Genomic DNA, 21050 nt, shown 5'->3' on the forward strand with positions numbered 1-21050 from the left:
CTCATTTAGCACACAAAATCGTTGGCTTTTAACACATTGATTAAAAGGTACTTTTATGTCTATTCGTGAACTGATTGACCCGTCCAATTCCGCACTGATTTTTATCGATCACCAGCCGCAGATGTCCTTTGGCGTGGCAAATATTGACCGTCAGTTATTGAAAAATAATACGGTTGCTCTGGCGAAAGCAGGCAAAATTTTTGATGTACCGGTTATCTATACGTCTGTAGAAACAAAGAGCTTCAGCGGTTATATCTGGCCTGAATTGCTGGCCGTCCATCCTGATGTAAAACCCATTGAACGTACCTCGATGAACTCCTGGGAAGATGACGCGTTTGTTGCGGCAGTTAAAGCCACAGGCCGCAAAAAACTCATCATTTCTGCCCTGTGGACAGAAGTGTGCCTGACCTTCCCGGCGCTGATGGCGCTGGATGAAGGCTTCGAAGTGTATGTAGTAACAGATACCTCCGGCGGGACCTCTGTTGATGCACACGAACGTGCTATCGACCGTATGGTGCAGGCAGGCGCAGTGCCTGTGACCTGGCAGCAGGTGTTGCTTGAGTACCAGCGCGACTGGTCACGTAAAGGCACTTATGACGCGGTGATGGATCTGGTGCGTGAGCATAGCGGGGCTTACGGCATGGGCGTTGATTATGCCTATACCCTCGTTCACGGTGCGCCAGAGCGCAAAGCGTAATCCTTTCAGGGCGGGGTTCTCCCGCCCATCAATGACCAGGGAACTTTTATGGCGCAAACATCACATGTGACGCTGGTGATCACCCATACGTTACTGCCTGGACAAGCCGGGCGATACGAACAGTGGCTTGGCAAAATCATGCCCATCGCGGCTGAATTTCCCGGACATCTGGGGGCTAACGTCATCCGCCCGTCCGAAGGACAGAGCCTGTGGACGGTGATTATCCGCTTCGACACCATTGAGCACCTTTATGCCTGGACGCAGTCCGATACCCGTAATGTGCTGGTGAAAGAGATTGAGCCACTGCTGGCGGAAGGCGATAAAACGGAAGTGCGCACCGAGGCGGCATTCTGGTTCACTCCGCCAGAGACAAATGTGCGTAAACCAAAGCAGTGGAAACAGTTTCTCATCACCCTGCTGGTTATCTTCCCCAGTACCAATGTGGTGCCGCTGGTGACTGGCGCGCTGCTTCCTGGCCTGAAAGGCACTTTACTGCTGCATTTGATTAACGATGCCTGTGTGGTCGCGCTGGTGGTCTGGCTGTGGATGCCCATCGTGACCCGTCTGTTTGCCGGATGGCTGAAAAAAGCCTGATCCGGTTCAAAGGAGTACGTTATGTCTCAAACTGCCACACTGATCTTAACGAAAGGTAAGATCCACACCCTTGATCGCGAAAATCCGCTGACGGAAGCGGTGGCTATCGCTAACGGCAAGATCCTCGCGACCGGGAATCACGATCGCATCATGAGTTATGCAACCCAGGGCACGCAAATTGTTGATTTGCAGGGAAGCACAGTGATCCCCGGTCTTAATGACTCCCACCTGCACCTGATTCGCGGCGGGTTGAACTACAACCTCGAATTACGCTGGGAAGGTGTCCCTTCCCTGGCAGACGCGTTACGGATGCTAAAAGATCAGGCCGACCGTACGCCATCTCCCCAGTGGGTCCGCGTTGTGGGCGGCTGGAGTGAATTCCAGTTTGCCGAACGCCGGATGCCCACCATCGAAGAGCTTAACGAGGCCGCTCCGGATACCCCGGTGTTTGTACTGCATCTCTACGATCGCGCGCTGCTCAACCGCGCTGCGCTCAAAGCCGTTGGCTATACCAAAGAGACACCAAACCCGCCGGGTGGGGAAATTGTGCGTGATAACAACGGCAATCCGACCGGGCTGCTGATCGCTAAACCGAATGCGATGATCCTCTATGCGACGCTGGCAAAAGGACCAAAGCTGCCGCTTGAACTGCAGGTGAACTCTACGCGTCAGTTTATGCGCGAGCTGAACCGCCTGGGGCTGACCAGTGCTATCGACGCAGGCGGCGGTTTCCAGAATTACCCGGAGGATTACGAGATAATTGAGCAACTGCACGCCAAAGAGCAGATGACGGTGCGTATTGCCTATAACCTCTTTACTCAGCGTCCAAAGCAAGAACTGGAAGACTTTGAACGCTGGACCGATATGCTCAAGCCAGGGCAGGGGACGGATTTCTACCGTGCCAACGGTGCAGGCGAGATGCTGGTCTTCTCGGCGGCGGATTTTGAAGACTTTCTCCAGCCGCGCCCGGATCTGCCGCAGGGTATGGAAGACGAACTGGAGCGCGTGGTGCGTCATCTGGTGGAAAACCGCTGGCCGTTCCGTCTGCACGCGACCTATGACGAATCCATCAGCCGGATGCTGGATGTGTTTGAGAAGGTAAACCGCGAGATCCCGTTCAACGGGCTGCACTGGTTCTTTGACCACGCTGAAACCATTACTGAGCGTAATATCGAACGTGTTAAAGCACTGGGCGGCGGGATTGCGGTGCAGCACCGTATGGCCTTCCAGGGGGAATACTTTGTTGATCGCTATGGTAAAGAGGCGGTGAAACATACGCCGCCGGTGGCGAAGATGCTGGAGCTGGGCGTACCGGTAGGGTTAGGGACGGACGCGACCCGTGTGGCGAGCTATAACCCGTGGACGGCGCTTTACTGGCTAGTGTCCGGGCGTACCGTGGGCGGGCTGGCGATGTATGACGACAACAACCGCCTGCCGCGCGATGTTGCGCTGGAACTGTGGACCGCAGGCAGCGCGTGGTTCTCCAGCGATCAAGGTAAGAAGGGCCGTCTGGTTGAAGGTCAGCTTGCCGATCTGGTGGTGCTTTCGAAAGACTATTTCAGCGTGCAGGAAGAAGAGATTAAAGGCATCGAGTCGGTGCTGACCGTGGTGGATGGCAAGGTGGTGTACGCAGCCGGGCACTTTAGCCCGCTGTCACCGCCATCAATCCCGGTCGTGCCGGAATGGTCACCGGTGGTTAAGGTGCCTGGACATTATCGCTCAGCTCCGCCTGCCGCCAGCAAGGTGGGCGCGGTGGTGCAGATGCACCAGTGTATCGGGAGCTGTGGTGTGCATGGGCACGCGCACGACATAGCCCGTCAGTCAGATATTCCGGTGTCGGACGATCAGGCGTTCTGGGGCGTGCTGGGCTGTTCCTGCTTCGCGTTCTGAATAAAAAAAGGCCCGCATAAGCGGGCCTTTCTCGTAAACCGTGCCAATTACAGGCTGGATACGTTCTCTGCCAGGTACTTAGCAACACCTTCTGGAGATGCAGCCATACCTTCTTTCCCTTTTTCCCACTGAGCCGGGCACACTTCGCCGTGCTCTTCGTGGAATTGCAGCGCGTCAACCATACGCAGCATTTCGTCGATGTTACGACCCAGTGGCAGATCGTTCACCACCTGGTGACGAACGATGCCGTTCGCATCGATCAGGAAGGAGCCACGCAGTGCAACGCCAGCGTCCGGATGTTCGATACCGTAAGCCTGCTGGATTTCGCGTTTGATGTCCGCAACCATTGCGTATTTCACCGCACCGATGCCGCCGTTGTCGACAGGGGTGTTACGCCATGCGTTGTGTACAAATTCAGAGTCGAAGGAGACGCCAACAACTTCTACGCCACGCTTCTGGAATTCTTCGTAACGTTTGTCGAACGCGATCAGCTCAGACGGGCAAACGAAAGTGAAGTCCATTGGCCAGAAGAACAGAACGGTCGCTTTACCGTTGGTGTGCTGTTTGAAGTTGAAGTTTTCAACGATTTCACCGTTGCCCAGAACTGCTGCAGCTGTAAAATCCGGAGCCGGACGAGTTACCAGAACCATATGATTCTCCTGTAGATACTAAGGTTATTTGGAACGCAACGCGGGCCAGTATAGAGAGTGTCCGCTAATAAGACAAAGAGGTGGTGACAATCGTTCCACAAGCTTTCGCCTATCAATCATTCTTTAATTAAAGTTGCTTACTTTTGGCTTGAGCCATCATGCGCGGGTAAAACTGCCAGAAACGCGTTTCCAGCGCATCGTAATGCTCGTCCAGGTCATGCCAGGAATCACGCAGCGCATCCAGGCGCGGGCGACGGCTCGCCATACCGTTCAATACATTCTGGATAAAGTCCATCTCGCGATAGCGCTCAAGCCAGCGTTCAGACCACAGGTAGTTATTCAGGTTCACAAAGCGCGGCGGTGAGTCGGGCAAAATGATCGACACCTGCTGATGGGCATAGCGCACAAACTCCGGTAATGGCATCTCTGGCGAGAGTTGCGCCCAGTGGCGCGACAGAAAATGGTCCCACATCACATCCAGCGTAATTGGCGCAACGCGGCGCGTTTCGGGGCGGAACCACGTTTTGGCTTCCGTCACTTCGGGCAGATTATCCGTCAGCACGTCGATACGGCGGTGCATAAAAATCCCGTCGACTATCTCAGGGGAATAGTTCTCGGCAGGGTTACCGCGGACAAAATCGGCCAGCAAATTGCCGGAAAGAGAGCTGTCAGCGAGATGAGCGAGATGCAGGTGAGCGAGAAAATTCATGCGTTTTATTTGTCCGGTAGCGGCTAGTTGTTGCAGCAAAAGAGTGTGAGCACTAGACTATGCCGCCTGTTTTTAAGTCACGAGTATACGTCATGCGCGTCGCCGATTTTTCCTTTGAACTACCTGAATCCCTGATTGCTCACTATCCAATGCCTGAGCGCAGCAGCTGTCGCTTGCTGTCACTGGACGGGCCAACGGGCGCGCTGACGCACGGTACTTTCACCGATTTGCTCGACAAGCTCAACCCTGGCGACCTGCTGGTCTTTAACAATACCCGCGTGATCCCGGCGCGTCTGTTTGGCCGTAAAGCCAGTGGCGGCAAGATTGAAGTGCTGGTCGAACGTATGCTCGATGATAAACGTATTCTGGCACATATTCGCGCCTCTAAAGCGCCGAAGCCGGGTGCGGAACTGCTGCTGGGTGACGATGAGAGCATTAAAGCGACCATGACCGCGCGTCACGATGCGCTGTTTGAAGTGGAGTTTAATGACGAACGCACGGTGCTCGACATCCTGAACACCATCGGCCACATGCCGCTGCCGCCGTACATTGAGCGCCCGGACGAAGAGGCAGACCGCGAGCTTTACCAGACCGTCTACAGCCAGAAACCTGGCGCGGTAGCCGCACCGACGGCTGGCCTGCACTTTGACGACCCATTGCTTGAAAAACTGCGCGCAAAAGGCGTTGAGATGGCGTTCGTGACGCTGCACGTGGGCGCGGGGACTTTCCAGCCGGTACGTGTCGACAGCATCGAAGACCACATCATGCACTCCGAATATGCTGAAGTGCCGCAGGATGTTGTTGAGGCAGTGCTGGCGGCGAAAGCCCGCGGCAGCCGCGTGATTGCTGTCGGTACAACCTCCGTACGCTCGCTGGAGAGCGCCGCGCAGGCTGCCAAAAATGACCTGATTGAGCCGTTCTTTGGCGATACGCAAATCTTTATTTACCCGGGCTACCAGTACAACGTGATTGATGCTCTGGTGACCAACTTCCATCTCCCTGAATCAACGTTGATTATGCTGGTTTCCGCCTTTGCGGGGTATCAGAATACGATGAACGCATACAAGTCTGCGGTAGAACAAAAATATCGCTTTTTTAGCTACGGGGACGCGATGTTTATCACGTACAATCCGCAGGCTTTGAATGAGCGTGTCGGGGAATAAGTCCGCGGCACCAGAATAATGTGTCGGACTGTTTTTCTGGCACAGAGGAATAAAAATGAAATTTGAACTCGATACCACCGATGGCCGCGCGCGTCGCGGTCGCCTGGTGTTTGATCGCGGCGTGGTGGAAACCCCCGCATTTATGCCTGTGGGCACCTACGGCACCGTAAAAGGGATGACGCCGGAAGAAGTTGAAGCCACTGGCGCACAGATTATTCTCGGCAATACCTTCCACCTGTGGCTGCGTCCTGGTCAGGAGATCATGAAGCTGCACGGCGACCTGCATGACTTCATGCAGTGGAAAGGACCAATCCTCACCGATTCCGGCGGTTTCCAGGTCTTCAGCCTGGGTGATATCCGCAAAATAACTGAGCAGGGCGTTCACTTCCGTAACCCGATCAACGGCGATCCGATTTTCCTCGATCCTGAAAAATCGATGGAGATTCAGTACGATCTCGGTTCCGACATCGTGATGATCTTCGACGAATGTACGCCATACCCGGCGGACTGGGATTACGCGAAACGTTCCATGGAGATGTCTCTGCGTTGGGCGCAGCGTAGCCGCGACCGTTTTGACTCTCTCGAGAACAAAAACGCGCTGTTCGGCATTATCCAGGGCAGTGTTTACGAAGATTTACGCGATATCTCTGTTAAAGGTCTGGTAGAGATAGGTTTTGATGGCTACGCTGTCGGCGGTTTGGCTGTAGGTGAGCCGAAGGAAGACATGCATCGCATTCTTGAACATGTCTGCCCGCAAATACCAGCAGATAAACCACGTTACCTGATGGGTGTGGGTAAACCAGAAGATCTGGTTGAAGGTGTGCGCCGCGGCATTGATATGTTCGACTGCGTAATGCCAACCCGTAACGCGCGTAACGGTCATCTGTTTGTTACCGATGGCGTGGTGAAAATCCGTAACGCGAAGCATAAGAGTGACACCAGCCCGCTCGATTCTGAGTGCGATTGCTATACCTGTCGCAATTATTCCCGCGCGTATTTGCATCATCTCGATCGTTGCAACGAGATTTTGGGCGCGCGTCTCAATACCATTCATAATCTTCGTTATTATCAGCGCTTAATGGCTGGTTTACGTAAGGCTATTGAAGAGGGTAAATTAGAGAGCTTCGTGACCGATTTCTACCAACGTCAGGGTCGGGATGTTCCACCTTTGAACGTTGATTAATTTTAATAATGAGGGAATTTGAATGAGCTTTTTTATTTCTGATGCGGTAGCAGCAACTGGCGCGCCTTCTCAGGGCAGCCCAATGTCTCTGATTCTGATGCTGGTTGTGTTCGGTCTGATCTTCTATTTCATGATCCTGCGTCCACAGCAGAAGCGCACCAAAGAGCACAAAAACCTGATGAACTCTATCGCGAAAGGCGATGAAGTGCTGACCAACGGTGGCCTGGTGGGTCGCGTGACCAAAGTAGCTGAAAGCGGCTACATTGCTATCGCCCTGAACGACACCACTGAAGTGGTTATCAAACGTGACTTCGTAGCTGCCGTTCTGCCGAAAGGCACCATGAAGGCGCTGTAATCCCAACTTTTCCCAAAGGGAACTGCCGTGTTAAACCGTTATCCTTTGTGGAAGTACATCATGCTGGTCGTCGTGATTCTCGTCGGCCTGCTGTACGCGCTTCCCAACCTGTATGGTGAGGATCCGGCCGTTCAAATCACTGGCGCGCGCGGTGTCGCCGCCAGTGAGCAAACGCTGATCCAGGTCCAGAAAACGTTACAAGAAGAAAAAATTACCGCTAAGTCTGTGGCACTGGAAGAGGGCGCTATTCTTGCTCGCTTCGACACCACCGACACGCAGCTCCGCGCTCGTGAAGCGCTGATGGGCGTGCTGGGTGATAAATATGTCGTGGCGCTTAACCTTGCTCCTGCAACCCCGCGTTGGCTGGCTGCACTTAATGCAGAGCCAATGAAGCTAGGTCTTGACCTGCGTGGTGGTGTTCACTTCCTGATGGAAGTGGATATGGACACCGCACTGGGCAAATTGCAGGAACAGAATATCGATAGCCTGCGCAGCGATCTGCGTGATAAAGGCATCGCGTATACCACTGTGCGTAAAGAAGATAACTACGGCATGAGCATCACGTTCCGCGACAGCGCGGCACGCGACCAGGCTGTAACTTACCTGTCTCAACGTCACCGTGACCTGGTTATTACCTCTCAGGGCAGCAACCAGCTGCGTGCCGTGATGACGGATGCGCGTCTGAGCGAAGCGCGTGAATACGCGGTTCAGCAGAACATCAACATTCTGCGTAACCGTGTAAACCAACTGGGTGTGGCTGAACCACTGGTACAGCGTCAGGGTGCTGACCGTATTGTGGTTGAACTGCCGGGTATCCAGGATACTGCGCGAGCGAAAGAGATTCTGGGTGCGACTGCAACGCTTGAGTTCCGTCTGGTTAACTCTAACGTCGATCAGTCCGCTGCTGCTGCGGGCCGTATTCCGGGCGACTCTGAAGTGAAACAGACACGTGAAGGCCAGCCAGTTGTGCTGTACAAACGCGTGATCCTGACCGGTGACCATATCACCGACTCCACTTCAAGCCAGGATGAATACAACCAGCCGCAGGTTAACATCTCGCTGGATAGCGCAGGTGGTAACATCATGTCTAACTTCACCAAGGACAATATCGGTAAACCGATGGCGACCTTGTTCGTGGAGTACAAAGACAGCGGTAAGAAAGATGCGAATGGCCGTGCAGTGCTGGTGAAAGAGGAAGAGGTGATTAACATCGCCAATATCCAGTCTCGTCTGGGTAACAGCTTCCGTATCACCGGTATTAACAACCCGAATGAAGCCCGCCAGCTGTCACTGCTGCTGCGTGCCGGTGCGCTGATTGCGCCAATTCAGATTGTTGAAGAACGTACCATTGGTCCAACCCTGGGTATGCAGAACATCAAACAGGGCCTGGAAGCGTGTCTGGCGGGTCTTGTTGTTTCAATCCTGTTCATGATCTTCTTCTATAAGAAGTTTGGTCTGATTGCGACAAGCGCGCTGCTGGCGAACCTGGTGATGATCATCGGCATTATGTCCCTGCTGCCGGGGGCGACGCTGACCATGCCGGGGATTGCGGGTATCGTTCTGACCCTTGCGGTGGCGGTCGACGCCAACGTACTGATCAACGAACGTATCAAAGAAGAGTTGAGCAATGGTCGCTCTGTGCAGCAGGCGATTGAAGAAGGCTATAAAGGTGCTTTCAGCTCCATCTTCGATGCGAACGTAACAACACTGATTAAGGTTCTTATCCTGTACGCAGTGGGTACTGGCGCAATCAAAGGCTTTGCAATTACAACCGGTATCGGTGTTGCAACGTCGATGTTTACCGCTATTGTCGGCACCCGTGCCATCGTGAACCTGCTGTACGGCGGCAAGCGCGTCAAAAAGCTGTCTATCTGAGGAGTGCGTTGTGGCACAGGAATATACTGTTGAACAATTGAACCACGGCCGTAAAGTCTGGGACTTTATGCGCTGGGACTACTGGGCCTTCGGCATTTCAGGTTTTTTGCTGATTGTCTCCATCGCCATTATGGGCGTGAAAGGCTTCAACTGGGGGCTCGATTTTACCGGCGGTACGGTAATTGAAATCTCTCTGGAAAAACCGGTCGATATGGACCAGATGCGCCTGTCACTGCAGAAGGCGGGCTTTGAAGAGCCGTTGCTGCAGAATTTCGGTAGCAGCCGCGACATCATGGTACGTATGCCTCCGGTACACGACGCCAACGGCAGCCAGGAGCTGGGTAGCAAGGTCGTTAATGTAATTAACGAATCGACCAGCCAGAATGCGGCGGTGAAGCGTATTGAGTTCGTTGGCCCGAGCGTAGGTGCAGACCTGGCGCAGACCGGTGCGATGGCGCTGATGGTGGCGCTGATCTCCATCCTGATCTACGTTGGCTTCCGCTTCGAGTGGCGCCTGGCGGCAGGCGTGGTTATCGCGCTGGCGCACGACGTGGTGATCACCATGGGCGTACTGTCGCTGTTCCACATTGAGATTGACCTGACTATCGTGGCATCCCTGATGTCCGTTATCGGTTACTCACTGAACGACAGTATCGTGGTATCTGACCGTATTCGTGAAAACTTCCGTAAGATCCGTCGCGGTACGCCGTACGAAATCTTTAACGTGTCGTTGACCCAGACGCTGCACCGTACGTTGATCACATCCGGTACAACCTTGATGGTTATCCTGATGCTGTATCTCTTCGGTGGCCCGGTGCTGGAAGGCTTCTCATTGACCATGCTGATTGGTGTGACTATCGGTACTGCTTCGTCTATTTACGTTGCATCCGCTCTGGCACTGAAACTTGGCATGAGACGTGAGCACCTGCTCCAGCAGAAAGTCGAAAAAGAAGGGGCGGACCAACCGTCAATTCTGCCGTAAGACATTGTCTTATGCATAAAAAAATCCCGGTCTGTTGGCCGGGATTTTTTTTTATCTGCTGCTGACAAACACTCCTGACAGTATGCTGTCAGGAGGGCTGTCATACACTCCTTCTGAACCCAAACAACAGGCAGGAGGAAGTATGAAAAGTGTCATTAACTGGTTTGAAATTCCCGTCGCGGATATGGATCGCGCCATCAAATTCTACGAGCCGGTAATGCAGGTCGCGCTGCGTCGCGAAAAAATGGATTGTGCAGAGCTGGCGGTGTTCCCGCATGACGATCCGGCGACCGGTGGCGCGCTGGCTAAATTTGATGGCATTACACCCTCACAGCAGGGCGCTATTATTTATCTGCATACTGACAATCTGGCCGCCACGCTCGACAGAATCGCGTCTGCGGGCGGAGAATGTGTGTTTGGCCCGCTGGAGCTGCCACGTGGTATCGGCACAATTGCCCTGTTTACCGACAGCGAAGGTAACCGGGTTGGCCTTCATCAACCCGCCTGAGAGCTAAAGAGACTATGACCCGACGCGCTGACCGTTTATTTCAGATTGTGCAGATCCTGCGGGGCAGGCGTCTGACGACGGCAGCGCATCTGGCAGAGCGACTCGGGGTTTCTGAGAGAACCGTTTATCGCGATATCCGCGACCTTTCCCTTTCTGGAGTGCCGGTGGAAGGTGAGGCGGGGAGTGGTTATCGTCTGATGTCCGGTTTCGACTTACCCCCGCTGATGCTGACAAACAAAGAGTCTGAAGCATTGATGGTGGCGATCCGTCTGCTGAAAACCTGGGGCGGGGAATCACTGTCGCGTGAGCTGGAATCGGCCCAGGAAAAGGTGCTGGCGATCCTGCCGGAAGAGAGTCGTCGCAAGGCAGAGCAGACACGCATTTATGCGCCGGATATTGCCCTGCAAAACCACTCCCGCAATCACTTCGATGTGATTCATCAGGCGATATCTGCCCAGCGGGTTCTGGCACTGCATTATCGGGATGAAGCCGGGCAGCTCTCAAAGCGAGAGGTTCAGCCGCTGGGGCTGTTCTTCTGGGGAGAACGCTGGCTGCTGGCAGCCTGGTGTGAAAGGCGCGATGACTACCGCTGCTTCCGACTCGACAGGTGTTTGAATATTGCATCGACGGAGAGACGCTTTAGCGAGAGTGCAGACAGGTCTCTGGCGGATTTTCTCAGGAAGGTGAAGCAGTAAAAAGCCGGGTGGCGAGGTTAAAGCAAAACGGCAACATACGTTGCCGTTTTTTGCGTTTGCACCCTCTCCCGTGTGAGAGGGAAGGGGTGAGGGCATCAGCCCGTACAATCCCGCAGTGATTAGAAGTTGTAACCTACTACCAGGTAACCACCCCAACCGGTAGAACGAACGCTGAAGTCGCCGTCGCCGAAGTTCAGGCTGGCGTCGTCGTTCCACTGACCACCGTTGTGCCAGTAACGCGCAACAACAGAGTAGTGCCAGTGATCGTAGTTCAGCGCCAGGATGTGGCTGGAAGCGATGGAGTTGTTGGTACGCGCTTTCTTACCGTTCAGATCACGGAAGTCGTTGTCGCCCAGGTCTGAACCCCAGTCAAAGTTGGTGAAGCCGATGTAGCTCAGGTTGCCGCCCCACAGCTGGGTAATTGGCACAAAGTATTTCACTTTGAAACGGTAGCCATCCCACTCGTTCTCGTTCGCTGCACCGTAGTTCTGCCACTGGTATTTCGCGTAGACGTTCATGGACAGGCTCATCGGCAGGCCAGTGTCGATGTCCGTACCCAGACCCATGTACCAGGTGCTCTGACGACCGGACTTGTTGCGGCCCATGTCGTAGATGTAGTTGTTTGCGAAGTACCACTCTTTGAATGGACCGAACGCCAGGCTGGTGCCGGTCAGCTTATCGATGGAGAAGCGTGGTTCAATTTCCATGAACAGCGGCGAGCCGTGGTTCCAGATACCTTTTGCATCGGTATTACCACCAAAGAAGACCGGCGCATCCATATAGCCGTAGAAATCAAACCAGTCTTTCTTGGCAAATGCTTCGTACTCCAGGTAGGTATCGTTACGGAGCTGTGGTCCGAAACGGGTGTGGTAGCTGCCTACCACGTTTACGCTCTGATGCCACCAGTCGGAAACGTATTCTGGTTTATCGTTTTCTGCTGCGTTAGCAGTGAAAGAAGAGGAAAGTGCCAGCACTGCGCCGGCTGCAAGTAATGTTTTTTTCATAATCATGCCACTGATTGAAATTCCCTTCCGGGAGTGAAAAATGCGCGATTTGCGTTTCAAAATATTTCGTGTTTCTGCGGAGCCTATTATAGGAATCCTTGCTCACAAAAATATGTGTTGTTTCACATATCTCTCACGTACGTAATCGATTGCGTTCACGTTTGCGTACTTTAAACGGCGGGGATTGTAACGGCAAACATTTATGTTGCCAATCTATACGAAATGTAAATGTTAGCGGAGTGACATTGCACTCCGCTGAAAAGGGGGGTTATTGCGCGGCGGGCTGGATATCGTGAATGCGGATAAAACCTAACTGATCCGGGGTAAGACCACTCAGCTGGAGCGGAATATCAACATCGCTCGGAGCCAGTGTACTGGCGGGAGCCGTGAAGAGTTGGTTCTTCACGTTCACTTCCTGGTAGCTCTCGGTGGTGCCCTGAATCTGACCCCACTCAACGGTGCCGCTAAATGCAGGCAGCGGATCGTTGGACTCACCGTGAATGCGCAATGTTACTCGAGTACCATCTGCATTGGCCGCCACATTGACCATCGACATTTTCAGCGTGCCAATCTGACTATTGAGTCGGGCAGGGGTATTTGCCCCTGGCAGCAGATAAACGCCGCTGGTGGATTTCACATTCAGCGCGTTTTGCTGAGTGATCTTCACCGTCTCCTTATTCAGCTTATCCATGGCTGAATTGAGCGTGCTCACGCTTTGTTTCATTTCGTGAACTTCAGTTTGCTGTGCACAGGCGCTCAGTGTGAAGAGACTTCCCACCAGGAAAATTCTTATGTAACGTCTTGTCATTGCGTTAATTTCCTTGAAGTAACGGATTACCGTAATGGTAGCCAGCATCTTACCGCCAGGTATAGATCCTTTGTCTCAAAAAGCTCTTCCTTTGTTGTCAGCCCAGATCAGGGTAAAATAGAGGAAAGTTAACCGGATAGTCAGGACACCGTATGCATTGCCCATTCTGCTCCGCTGTGGATACCAAAGTAATCGACTCTCGTCTTGTGGGCGAAGGCTCGTCTGTACGCCGTCGTCGGCAATGTCTGGTGTGTAATGAACGTTTCACCACTTTCGAAGTGGCTGAACTTGTGATGCCGCGCGTGGTGAAAAGCAACGACGTGCGTGAGCCATTCAACGAAGAAAAACTGCGCAGCGGGATGCTAAAAGCACTGGAAAAACGGCCAGTCAGCGCAGATGACGTTGAAACAGCGTTAAATCATATTAAATCCTATCTTCGTGGTTTAGGGGAGCGCGAGGTGCCGAGTAAAATGATCGGCAACCTGGTGATGGAGCAGCTTAAAAAGCTCGATAAAGTCGCGTACATCCGCTTCGCCTCTGTGTACCGCAGTTTCGAAGATATCAAAGAGTTCGGCGAAGAGATCGCCCGCCTACAGGATTAAGCTCATGCAGGATGAGATTTACATGGCGCGAGCGCTGAAACTGGCGCAGCGCGGGCGTTTTACCACCCATCCCAACCCGAATGTCGGCTGTGTCATTGTGAAAGATGGCGAGATTGTCGGTGAGGGTTTCCATTTTCGCGCCGGTGAGCCTCATGCTGAAGTTCATGCCCTGCGTATGGCGGGTGAAAAGGCACGTGGCGCGACAGCGTACGTGACCCTTGAGCCTTGCAGCCACCACGGGCGTACCCCACCGTGCTGCGAAGCCCTGATTGCAGCAGGCGTTTCGCGGGTGGTCGCAGCGATGCAGGATCCCAATCCGCAGGTTGCCGGGCGCGGCCTTTACCGGCTCCAACAAGAAGGTATCGACGTCAGCCATGGTCTGATGATGAACGATGCCGAGGCCATTAATAAGGGTTTCCTTAAGCGTATGCGCACGGGGTTCCCATATATTCAGCTGAAGCTGGGCGCTTCGCTTGATGGTCGTACGGCGATGGCTAACGGTGAAAGCCAGTGGATAACGTCACCGCAAGCAAGGCGCGATGTGCAACGTCTGCGTGCGCAAAGCCATGCTATCCTCACCAGCAGTGAAACCGTTTTGGCTGACAACCCGGCGATGACTGTTCGCTGGGATGAACTGAATGCCGATACTCAGGCGCTTTATCCGCAGGAAAATTTGCGTCAGCCGCTGCGTATTGTGATTGATAGCCAGAATCGCGTGACGCCGGAGCACCGCATCGTCCAGCAGCCAGGCGAAACCTGGTTTGCCCGGACCAAAGCAGACGATCGCAGCTGGCCGGAAGGTGTTCGTAGCATTATGGTGCCGGAGCACAACGGGCATCTCGATTTAGTGGTGCTGATGATGCTGCTTGGCAAACAACAGGTGAACAGCATCTGGGTGGAAGCGGGGCCAACGCTTGCCGGTGCGCTGTTCCAGGCAGGGCTTGTGGATGAACTGATAGTCTACGTTGCCCCTAAACTGCTAGGAAACGCTGCACGCGGGTTGTTTGTGTTGCCAGGCCTTGAAAAACTGGCCGATGCCCCACAACTCAAATTCAGCGAGATTCGTCCGGTTGGCCCGGATGTCTGCCTCCATTTAACGACAGCGTAATTGCTCCTGAAATAGGGAAGCAGTGCGCAAAGTATTATGATAAAATCCGCCCCCCTGCGGGGCCAAATGAACCCGTAAAGGAAGAGTATGAACATTATTGAAGCTGCTGTAGCTACCCCGGACGCTCGCGTCGCCATCACCATTGCGCGTTTCAACAACTTCATCAACGACAGCCTGCTGGAAGGTGCGATTGACGCCCTGAAACGTATCGGCCAGGTTAAAGATGACAACATTACCGTTGTTTGGGTTCCAGGTGCTTACGAACTGCCACTGGCAGCAGGCGCGCTGGCAAAAACCGGTAAGTACGACGCGGTGATTGCACTGGGTACTGTTATTCGTGGCGGCACTGCGCACTTCGAATACGTTGCGGGTGGTGCAAGCAATGGTCTGGCACACGTTGCGCAGGATGCTGAAATTCCTGTCGCGTTCGGCGTGCTGACCACTGAAAGTATTGAACAAGCTATCGAACGCGCTGGCACCAAAGCCGGTAATAAAGGTGCAGAAGCTGCACTGACCGCGCTTGAGATGATCAATGTATTGAAAGCCATCAAGGCCTGATTTTTTTGTAAGGGGAATTCCGTGAAACCTGCTGCTCGTCGCCGCGCCCGTGAATGTGCCGTCCAGGCACTTTACTCCTGGCAGTTGTCCCAGAACGACATCGCTGATGTTGAATACCAGTTCCTGTCAGAGCAAGACGTGAAAGACGTTGATGTTCTGTACTTCCGTGAACTGCTGTCGGGAGTGGCGACTAATAGCGCGTATCTCGATGGTCTGATGAAGCCATACCTGTCTCGTCTGCTCGACGAGCTGGGTCAGGTTGAAAAAGCAGTGTTGCGTATTGCGCTGTTTGAGCTGTCAAAACGTGATGATGTGCCGTACAAAGTGGCCATCAACGAAGCTATCGAACTGGCGAAAACCTTCGGTGCTGAAGACAGCCACAAATTTGTAAACGGCGTGCTGGATAAAGCCGCACCTGCGATCCGTCCCCACAAAAAGTGATCCGCAAACCGGAGTTTCGCATTGCCTTGCCGGCAGTGCGGCTCCGGTTTTTTCTTTTATCTGCTGAGGCATAACGCATGGCATGTGGCGAATTTTCCCTTATTGCCCGTTATTTCGACCGAGTCAGAACCTCTCGTCTTGATGTTGAAACTGGAATCGGCGACGACTGCGCACTTCTCAATATTCCCGAAAAACAGACGCTGGCGATCAGCACCGACACCTTAGTGTGCGGACGTCATTTCTTACCTGATATCGATCCTGCTGACCTGGCGTATAAAGCGCTGGCGGTGAACGTGAGCGATCTGGCGGCAATGGGCGCCGATCCTGCGTGGCTAACGTTGGCATTAACCCTGCCGAATGTTGATGAAGCCTGGCTCGAAACGTTCAGCGATGCGCTGTTTGAACAACTCAATTACTACGATATGCAGCTGATTGGCGGTGATACCACCGGCGGACCGCTGTCGATGACGCTGGCTATCCACGGCTATGTGCCTGTTGGGCGAGCACTTAAGCGCTCGGGAGCAAAACCGGGTGACTGGATCTACGTAACCGGTACGCCGGGCGATAGCGCCGCAGGGCTGGCTATTCTTCAGGAACGTTTAACGGTTGACGATGCCGATGACGCTGCCTATCTGATGAAACGCCATCTGCGGCCAACGCCGCGAATTCTTCACGGCCAGGCCCTGCGCGAGCGCGCCAGCTCGGCTATCGATCTCTCTGACGGGCTGATCTCCGATCTGGGTCATATCCTGAAGGCCAGCGGTACAGGGGCGCGTGTTGATCTGGATCTGTTCCCGCTTTCCGCGCAAATCCGTCGCCATGTTGAACCCGAGCAGGCCCTGCGCTGGGCGCTGTCCGGTGGTGAAGATTATGAGCTGTGCTTTACCGTCCCGGAACTGAATCGCGGTACGCTGGATGTGGTGCTGGGTCACCTGGGTGTGCCGTATACCTGTATCGGGCAGATCCTTCCTGAAAGTGAAGGGATGCAGTTTGTCCGCGAAGGTGCACCGGTCGCGCTCGACTGGAAAGGATACGATCACTTCGCGTAAGTTTTTTTGCCGGGTAAGGCGAAGCCGCCACCCGGCGTTTATTTATTTAAATCCCACCACAGGATGCGGTTCATACGGCGTTTCCAGCTCGGCAATCTGCTCCGGCGTCAGGGTTATATCCACGGCATTGAGCAACTCGTCCAGTTGCTCTTCACGCGATGTGCCAATTATCGGTGCTGCAACTCCACGTTTGCTCAGTAACCACGCCAGCGCGACCTGCGCTCGCGTCGCTCCGGTATCGTCGGCTATTCCCGCCAGGCGTTCGGCAATCAGGGCATCACTGGCCTCAGTGGCGTCATACAAGGTTTTACCAAATGCATCCGACACCGAACGGGCTGTGGTTTCGCCCCACGGGCGGGTTAAACGTCCGCGAGCCAGCGGGCTCCACGGAATAACTGCCACCCCCTCCTGATAACAGAGCGGCAGCATTTCGCGCTCTTCTTCGCGATAAATCAGATTGTAGTGATCCTGCATGGTGACAAAGCGCGCCCAGCCGTGCTGTGCCTGAAGGTTTAACGCGGTTGCAAACTGGGCTGCGTGCATGGAAGAGGCGCCGATGTAACGTGCTTTACCGGCTTTGACCACATCATTAAGCGCTTCCAGCGTCTCTTCGACAGGCGTGTTGTAATCCCAGCGGTGGATTTGCAGCAGATCGACATAATCCATATTCAGGCGTCTGAGGCTGTCGTCAATGGAACGCAGGATCTGCCCGCGTGAAAGCCCTTCTGGTAAATCGCCGGTCTTATGGAAGACCTTGGTCGCCACCACCACGTCATCGCGGCGGGCAAAGTCACGCAGGGCGCGCCCGACTATCTCTTCGCTGCTGCCGTCTGAGTAACTGTTGGCGGTGTCAAAGAAGTTAATGCCGCCGTCGATGGCGTGTTTGATGATAAGACGACTGCTCTCTTCCGGCAGTGTCCAGGCGTGATTTCCCCGGTCAGGCTCGCCAAATGTCATGCAGCCGAGACAAAGTCGGGAAACCTTAAGGTCTGTTTTTCCTAATGTATTGTATCGCATGGTTCCACTCCTGCTGATTGCGTAAAGCGTTACCTTTAAGCATAGCAGGAGCGGAAAGGGGAGGGCTTAGGCCAGCCAGGTGCGGATTTTAGCTTCAATACCTTCGGCATCAAGGCCGATGGTTGCACGGGCTTCGTCTTGCGTCCCTTGCGGGATAAAGTGGTCTGGCAAACCGAGGTTCAGAACCGGCACGGCTTTACGGTGTGCCATCAGCACCTCGTTCACGCCGCTACCTGCACCGCCCATAATGGCGTTCTCTTCGAGCGTCACCAGCACGTCATGGGCTTCAGCCATGCTCAGGATCAGGGATTCATCAAGCGGCTTCACAAAACGCATATCTACCAGGGTGGCATTCAGCGTTTCGGCAACCTTAGCGGCTTCTGGCATCAGTGTACCGAAGTTCAGAATCGCCACTTTTTCGCCGCGACGTTTCACCAGACCTTTGCCAATCGTCAGTTTTTCCAGCGGTTGCAGTTCCACGCCCACTGCGTTACCGCGCGGGTAGCGAACGGCACTTGGGCCATCCTGATAGTGGTAGCCGGTAAACAACATCTGGCGACATTCGTTTTCGTCGCTTGGGGTCATGATGACCATGTCCGGGATGCAGCGCAGGAAGGAGAGGTCAAATGCCCCCTGGTGCGTTTGACCGTCGGCACCTACGATCCCTGCCCGGTCGATAGCGAACAGCACCGGCAGTTTCTGGATGGCGACGTCATGGATCACCTGGTCATAGGCGCGTTGCAGGAAGGTGGAGTAAATCGCGACAACCGGTTTGTAGCCGCCGATCGCCAGCCCCGCCGCGAACGTCACCGCGTGTTGTTCTGCAATAGCGACGTCGAAATACTGGTCAGGGTATTTTTTCGAAAATTCCACCATGCCAGAGCCTTCGCGCATGGCCGGGGTGATGGCCATTAGCTTGTTATCTTTGGCCGCCGTTTCGCACAGCCAGTCACCGAAGATTTTTGAATAGCTCGGCATCCCGCCGCTGCTTTTTGGCAGGCAGCCGCTGGTTGGGTCAAATTTCGGTACCGCGTGGAAGGTAATCGGGTCTTTTTCCGCAGGTTCGTAACCACGCCCTTTTTTGGTCATGATGTGCAGGAACTGCGGGCCTTTCAGGTCGCGCATGTTCTTGAGCGTGGACACCAGCCCCAGAACGTCGTGGCCGTCGACCGGGCCGATATAGTTAAAGCCCAGTTCTTCAAACAGCGTGCCAGGCACAACCATGCCTTTGATATGTTCTTCGGTACGCTTGAGCAGCTCTTTGATTGGCGGAACGCCAGAGAAGACTTTTTTACCGCCTTCGCGAAGCGTGGAGTAGAGCTTGCCAGAGAGCAATTGTGCCAGGTGGTTATTCAGCGCGCCAACGTTCTCAGAGATAGACATCTCGTTGTCGTTGAGAATAACCAGCATGTCCGGCTTGATATCACCCGCATGGTTCATGGCTTCAAACGCCATACCGGCGGTGATCGCCCCGTCACCAATCACGCAGACAGTGCGGCGCTGCTTGTTCTCTTTTTCGGCAGCGACAGCGATACCGATACCCGCAGAAATGGAGGTAGAAGAGTGGCCGACGCTTAATACGTCGAATTCACTCTCACCGCGCCACGGGAACGGATGCAAGCCGCCTTTCTGGCGAATAGTGCCAATCTTATCGCGACGGCCAGTCAGAATTTTGTGCGGATATGCCTGGTGACCCACGTCCCAGATTAACTGATCAAACGGCGTGTTATAGACGTAATGCAGCGCCACGGTCAGTTCAACCGTGCCAAGCCCGGAGGCGAAATGGCCGCTGGAGCGGCTAACGCTGTCGAGCAGGTAGCGACGCAGTTCGTCACACAATTTCGGCAGGCTCTCTTTCGGCAACAGGCGCAACTCCTGGGTGGAGTCAACTAACGCCAGTGTCGGGTATTTGGCAATATCAAAACTCATCAAAGGCTCATCGAGATATACAGTTTATTTATCACGCTGGATTATATAGTCCGCTAGCGCTTCCAGTGCCGAGGTATCCAGTGATTGCGCGGCCAGTTGATTCAGTGACTGGCGGGCATCATCAATCAGGTCCCGGGCTTTACGTTGGGCTTGCTCAAGGCCCAGAAGGGCGGGATAGGTGCTTTTGCCAAGCTGCTGATCGGCACCCTGACGTTTACCCAATGTTGCAGTATCGCCCACCACATCCAGAATGTCATCCTGAACCTGGAACGCCAGACCGATACTTTCTGCGTATCTGTCCAGAATCGGCAGGGCTTTGCGTCCCTGTTCACCCGCACTCAGCGCACCCAGACGAACGGCTGCGCGAATTAAGGCACCCGTTTTGTGACGGTGAATACGCTCAAGCTGTTCCAGATTAACCTGACGTCCTTCGGCCTCAAGATCCAGCGCTTGCCCGCCGCACATCCCTGCAACGCCACTGGCCATTGCCAGCTCGGAAACCATTGCCAGGCGATCGCGGTCGGCCACTTCGGCCATTGGTGCATCGCTTAAAATCGAAAACGCCAGCGTTTGCAGGGCATCACCCGCCAGAATGGCATTCGCTTCGCCAAACTTGATGTGGCAGGTTGGTTGACCACGACGCAAATCGTCGTCGTCCATGGCCGGCAAATCGTCATGGATCAGCGAGTAAGCATGGATGCATTCAACGGCAGCAGCCGGTGCATCCAGGGTGTTTTCACTGATGCCAAACATCTTTCCGGTGGCGTAGACCAGGAACGGGCGCAGGCGCTTTCCACCCAAGAGTGCGCCATAGTGCATGGCCTCAACCAGTGGAGTGTTCTGAAAAGGCTGCGGCTCAATAAAACGGCGCAACGCATCGTTGGCACGCACAACGCACGCCTGAAGCTGTGTGGAAAAATCCATTTACTCGGCGTCCGGTGTGAAAGGTGTTGTCGCGGCGTCTTCGGCTTCGGAGAGCAGGATCTGCACGCGTTGTTCAGCCTGCTGTAATTTAATCTGCCCCTGGCGTGCAAGCTGCACCCCACGTTCAAATTCGTTGAGTGCGTCTTCCAGCGACAGATCGCCACTCTCAAGACGGGTTACAATTTGCTCCAGTTCACTCAGCGCAGTTTCGAAACTGGCCGGTGCGTCATTTTTCTTCGGCATAGTGAATGTCTGACTCTCATATTTTCTGCCCTGTCATGGTAACGGACTCGGGCGGATAAGCAAATA

Annotated in this window: 23 protein-coding genes; 15 read left to right on the forward strand and 8 right to left on the reverse strand. The window is 54.2% G+C overall.

Going from position 1 to position 21050, the window contains the following annotated elements:
• Positions 1 to 55: 55 nt before the first annotated feature.
• From ACS603_RS12300 to ACS603_RS12310, 3 genes are read left to right on the forward strand one after another with little or no spacing between them, the layout of a single operon-like run.
• Positions 56 to 697 carry a hydrolase gene (locus ACS603_RS12300; RefSeq protein ID WP_014069092.1) on the forward strand — a complete coding sequence of 214 codons (642 nt, stop codon included), beginning with the start codon at positions 56 to 58 and terminating at the stop codon, positions 695 to 697.
• A gap of 48 nt (positions 698 to 745) precedes the next feature.
• Complete coding sequence (locus ACS603_RS12305; RefSeq protein WP_182059804.1) at positions 746 to 1291, forward strand: antibiotic biosynthesis monooxygenase; 546 nt, start codon at positions 746 to 748, stop codon at positions 1289 to 1291.
• A gap of 21 nt (positions 1292 to 1312) precedes the next feature.
• The gene (locus tag ACS603_RS12310; protein WP_474944366.1) at positions 1313 to 3181 is read left to right on the forward strand and encodes an amidohydrolase; all 1869 of its coding nucleotides are present in this window, start codon (positions 1313 to 1315) and stop codon (positions 3179 to 3181) included.
• Between the two features lie 47 nt (positions 3182 to 3228).
• Here ACS603_RS12310 and ACS603_RS12315 read toward each other — a convergent pair whose 3' ends face one another.
• Together ACS603_RS12315 and acpH are read right to left on the reverse strand one after the other, a co-directional pair.
• The gene (locus ACS603_RS12315; RefSeq protein ID WP_182059806.1) at positions 3229 to 3831 is read right to left on the reverse strand and encodes a peroxiredoxin C; all 603 of its coding nucleotides are present in this window, start codon (positions 3829 to 3831) and stop codon (positions 3229 to 3231) included.
• 127 nt (positions 3832 to 3958) lie between these two features.
• Positions 3959 to 4540, reverse strand: a complete 582-nt coding sequence (acpH, locus tag ACS603_RS12320; RefSeq protein WP_315688007.1) for an ACP phosphodiesterase — start codon at positions 4538 to 4540, stop codon at positions 3959 to 3961.
• A gap of 92 nt (positions 4541 to 4632) precedes the next feature.
• On the opposite strand from acpH, the gene queA reads away from it, so the two are divergent.
• From queA to ACS603_RS12355, 7 genes are all read left to right on the forward strand, one after another.
• The gene (gene queA, locus ACS603_RS12325; RefSeq protein ID WP_182059808.1) at positions 4633 to 5703 is read left to right on the forward strand and encodes a tRNA preQ1(34) S-adenosylmethionine ribosyltransferase-isomerase QueA; all 1071 of its coding nucleotides are present in this window, start codon (positions 4633 to 4635) and stop codon (positions 5701 to 5703) included.
• 55 nt (positions 5704 to 5758) lie between these two features.
• Positions 5759 to 6886, forward strand: coding sequence for a tRNA guanosine(34) transglycosylase Tgt (gene tgt, locus ACS603_RS12330; RefSeq protein ID WP_182059809.1), 1128 nt, complete (start codon positions 5759 to 5761; stop codon positions 6884 to 6886).
• 22 nt (positions 6887 to 6908) lie between these two features.
• Positions 6909 to 7241, forward strand: a complete 333-nt coding sequence (gene yajC / locus ACS603_RS12335) for a preprotein translocase subunit YajC (protein WP_042320789.1) — start codon at positions 6909 to 6911, stop codon at positions 7239 to 7241.
• A 27-nt stretch (positions 7242 to 7268) separates the two neighbouring features.
• Entirely contained in the window at positions 7269 to 9116 is a 1848-nt protein-coding gene (gene secD / locus ACS603_RS12340; RefSeq protein WP_446492279.1) for a protein translocase subunit SecD, read from the forward strand.
• A 10-nt stretch (positions 9117 to 9126) separates the two neighbouring features.
• Positions 9127 to 10098 carry a protein translocase subunit SecF gene (secF, locus tag ACS603_RS12345; protein WP_182059811.1) on the forward strand — a complete coding sequence of 324 codons (972 nt, stop codon included), beginning with the start codon at positions 9127 to 9129 and terminating at the stop codon, positions 10096 to 10098.
• Between the two features lie 142 nt (positions 10099 to 10240).
• Positions 10241 to 10606 (forward strand): VOC family protein, encoded by a 366-nt coding sequence (locus ACS603_RS12350; protein WP_182059812.1) that lies wholly within the window; start codon positions 10241 to 10243, stop codon positions 10604 to 10606.
• 14 nt (positions 10607 to 10620) lie between these two features.
• Positions 10621 to 11301 (forward strand): helix-turn-helix transcriptional regulator, encoded by a 681-nt coding sequence (locus ACS603_RS12355; RefSeq protein ID WP_182059813.1) that lies wholly within the window; start codon positions 10621 to 10623, stop codon positions 11299 to 11301.
• A gap of 119 nt (positions 11302 to 11420) precedes the next feature.
• Here the strand turns inward: ACS603_RS12355 and ACS603_RS12360 are convergent, their stop codons facing one another.
• Both ACS603_RS12360 and ACS603_RS12365 read right to left on the reverse strand, forming a co-directional pair.
• Entirely contained in the window at positions 11421 to 12305 is an 885-nt protein-coding gene (locus ACS603_RS12360) for a nucleoside-specific channel-forming protein Tsx (protein WP_182059814.1), read from the reverse strand.
• Positions 12306 to 12573: 268 nt separating this feature from the next.
• The gene (locus ACS603_RS12365; protein ID WP_014069104.1) at positions 12574 to 13113 is read right to left on the reverse strand and encodes a SadB/YajI family lipoprotein; all 540 of its coding nucleotides are present in this window, start codon (positions 13111 to 13113) and stop codon (positions 12574 to 12576) included.
• Between the two features lie 152 nt (positions 13114 to 13265).
• Between ACS603_RS12365 and nrdR the strand changes: the two genes are divergently transcribed.
• The 5 genes from nrdR (at position 13266) to thiL (ending at position 16871) form a co-directional block, all read left to right on the forward strand.
• Positions 13266 to 13715, forward strand: a complete 450-nt coding sequence (nrdR, locus tag ACS603_RS12370; RefSeq protein ID WP_014069105.1) for a transcriptional regulator NrdR — start codon at positions 13266 to 13268, stop codon at positions 13713 to 13715.
• Positions 13716 to 13719: 4 nt separating this feature from the next.
• Positions 13720 to 14823 (forward strand): bifunctional diaminohydroxyphosphoribosylaminopyrimidine deaminase/5-amino-6-(5-phosphoribosylamino)uracil reductase RibD, encoded by a 1104-nt coding sequence (gene ribD, locus ACS603_RS12375; protein WP_182059815.1) that lies wholly within the window; start codon positions 13720 to 13722, stop codon positions 14821 to 14823.
• Positions 14824 to 14910: 87 nt separating this feature from the next.
• Complete coding sequence (gene ribH, locus ACS603_RS12380) at positions 14911 to 15381, forward strand: 6,7-dimethyl-8-ribityllumazine synthase (RefSeq protein WP_006176874.1); 471 nt, start codon at positions 14911 to 14913, stop codon at positions 15379 to 15381.
• Positions 15382 to 15402: 21 nt separating this feature from the next.
• A complete protein-coding gene (gene nusB / locus ACS603_RS12385) occupies positions 15403 to 15822 on the forward strand; it encodes a transcription antitermination factor NusB (RefSeq protein WP_014069107.1) in 420 nt (139 codons plus the stop codon).
• 77 nt (positions 15823 to 15899) lie between these two features.
• On the forward strand, positions 15900 to 16871 hold the full coding sequence (gene thiL / locus ACS603_RS12390; protein WP_182059816.1) for a thiamine-phosphate kinase: 972 nt from the start codon (positions 15900 to 15902) through the stop codon (positions 16869 to 16871).
• A gap of 42 nt (positions 16872 to 16913) precedes the next feature.
• Here thiL and ACS603_RS12395 read toward each other — a convergent pair whose 3' ends face one another.
• The 4 genes from ACS603_RS12395 to xseB all read right to left on the reverse strand — a co-directional run bounded on the left by ACS603_RS12395 (position 16914) and on the right by xseB (position 20984).
• A complete protein-coding gene (locus ACS603_RS12395) occupies positions 16914 to 17888 on the reverse strand; it encodes an aldo/keto reductase (protein ID WP_182059817.1) in 975 nt (324 codons plus the stop codon).
• Positions 17889 to 17954: 66 nt separating this feature from the next.
• Positions 17955 to 19817 carry a 1-deoxy-D-xylulose-5-phosphate synthase gene (gene dxs, locus ACS603_RS12400; RefSeq protein WP_182059818.1) on the reverse strand — a complete coding sequence of 621 codons (1863 nt, stop codon included), beginning with the start codon at positions 19815 to 19817 and terminating at the stop codon, positions 17955 to 17957.
• 24 nt (positions 19818 to 19841) lie between these two features.
• Positions 19842 to 20741: a (2E,6E)-farnesyl diphosphate synthase gene (ispA, locus tag ACS603_RS12405; protein ID WP_182059819.1), complete on the reverse strand. Its 900-nt coding sequence runs from the start codon at positions 20739 to 20741 to the stop codon at positions 19842 to 19844.
• Positions 20742 to 20984, reverse strand: a complete 243-nt coding sequence (gene xseB, locus ACS603_RS12410) for an exodeoxyribonuclease VII small subunit (protein ID WP_474944367.1) — start codon at positions 20982 to 20984, stop codon at positions 20742 to 20744.
• Positions 20985 to 21050 lie beyond the last annotated feature (66 nt).

The sequence above is a fragment of the Enterobacter sp. Li2LvB3 genome, from assembly GCF_056156645.1.

Excerpts from the sequence above, each read along its gene's own strand:
- ACS603_RS12300 (WP_014069092.1), top strand. The coding sequence starts at position 56 with ATGTCTATTCGTGAACTGATTGACCCGTCCAATTCCGCACTGATTTTT.
- ACS603_RS12305 (WP_182059804.1), top strand. The coding sequence starts at position 746 with ATGGCGCAAACATCACATGTGACGCTGGTGATCACCCATACGTTACTG.
- ACS603_RS12310 (WP_474944366.1), top strand. The coding sequence starts at position 1,313 with ATGTCTCAAACTGCCACACTGATCTTAACGAAAGGTAAGATCCACACC.
- ACS603_RS12315 (WP_182059806.1), bottom strand. The coding sequence starts at position 3,831 with ATGGTTCTGGTAACTCGTCCGGCTCCGGATTTTACAGCTGCAGCAGTT.
- acpH (WP_315688007.1), bottom strand. The coding sequence starts at position 4,540 with ATGAATTTTCTCGCTCACCTGCATCTCGCTCATCTCGCTGACAGCTCT.
- queA (WP_182059808.1), top strand. The coding sequence starts at position 4,633 with ATGCGCGTCGCCGATTTTTCCTTTGAACTACCTGAATCCCTGATTGCT.
- tgt (WP_182059809.1), top strand. The coding sequence starts at position 5,759 with ATGAAATTTGAACTCGATACCACCGATGGCCGCGCGCGTCGCGGTCGC.
- yajC (WP_042320789.1), top strand. The coding sequence starts at position 6,909 with ATGAGCTTTTTTATTTCTGATGCGGTAGCAGCAACTGGCGCGCCTTCT.
- ACS603_RS12350 (WP_182059812.1), top strand. The coding sequence starts at position 10,241 with ATGAAAAGTGTCATTAACTGGTTTGAAATTCCCGTCGCGGATATGGAT.
- ACS603_RS12355 (WP_182059813.1), top strand. The coding sequence starts at position 10,621 with ATGACCCGACGCGCTGACCGTTTATTTCAGATTGTGCAGATCCTGCGG.
- ACS603_RS12360 (WP_182059814.1), bottom strand. The coding sequence starts at position 12,305 with ATGAAAAAAACATTACTTGCAGCCGGCGCAGTGCTGGCACTTTCCTCT.
- ACS603_RS12365 (WP_014069104.1), bottom strand. The coding sequence starts at position 13,113 with ATGACAAGACGTTACATAAGAATTTTCCTGGTGGGAAGTCTCTTCACA.
- nrdR (WP_014069105.1), top strand. The coding sequence starts at position 13,266 with ATGCATTGCCCATTCTGCTCCGCTGTGGATACCAAAGTAATCGACTCT.
- ribD (WP_182059815.1), top strand. The coding sequence starts at position 13,720 with ATGCAGGATGAGATTTACATGGCGCGAGCGCTGAAACTGGCGCAGCGC.
- ribH (WP_006176874.1), top strand. The coding sequence starts at position 14,911 with ATGAACATTATTGAAGCTGCTGTAGCTACCCCGGACGCTCGCGTCGCC.
- thiL (WP_182059816.1), top strand. The coding sequence starts at position 15,900 with ATGGCATGTGGCGAATTTTCCCTTATTGCCCGTTATTTCGACCGAGTC.
- ACS603_RS12395 (WP_182059817.1), bottom strand. The coding sequence starts at position 17,888 with ATGCGATACAATACATTAGGAAAAACAGACCTTAAGGTTTCCCGACTT.
- dxs (WP_182059818.1), bottom strand. The coding sequence starts at position 19,817 with ATGAGTTTTGATATTGCCAAATACCCGACACTGGCGTTAGTTGACTCC.
- ispA (WP_182059819.1), bottom strand. The coding sequence starts at position 20,741 with ATGGATTTTTCCACACAGCTTCAGGCGTGCGTTGTGCGTGCCAACGAT.
- xseB (WP_474944367.1), bottom strand. The coding sequence starts at position 20,984 with ATGCCGAAGAAAAATGACGCACCGGCCAGTTTCGAAACTGCGCTGAGT.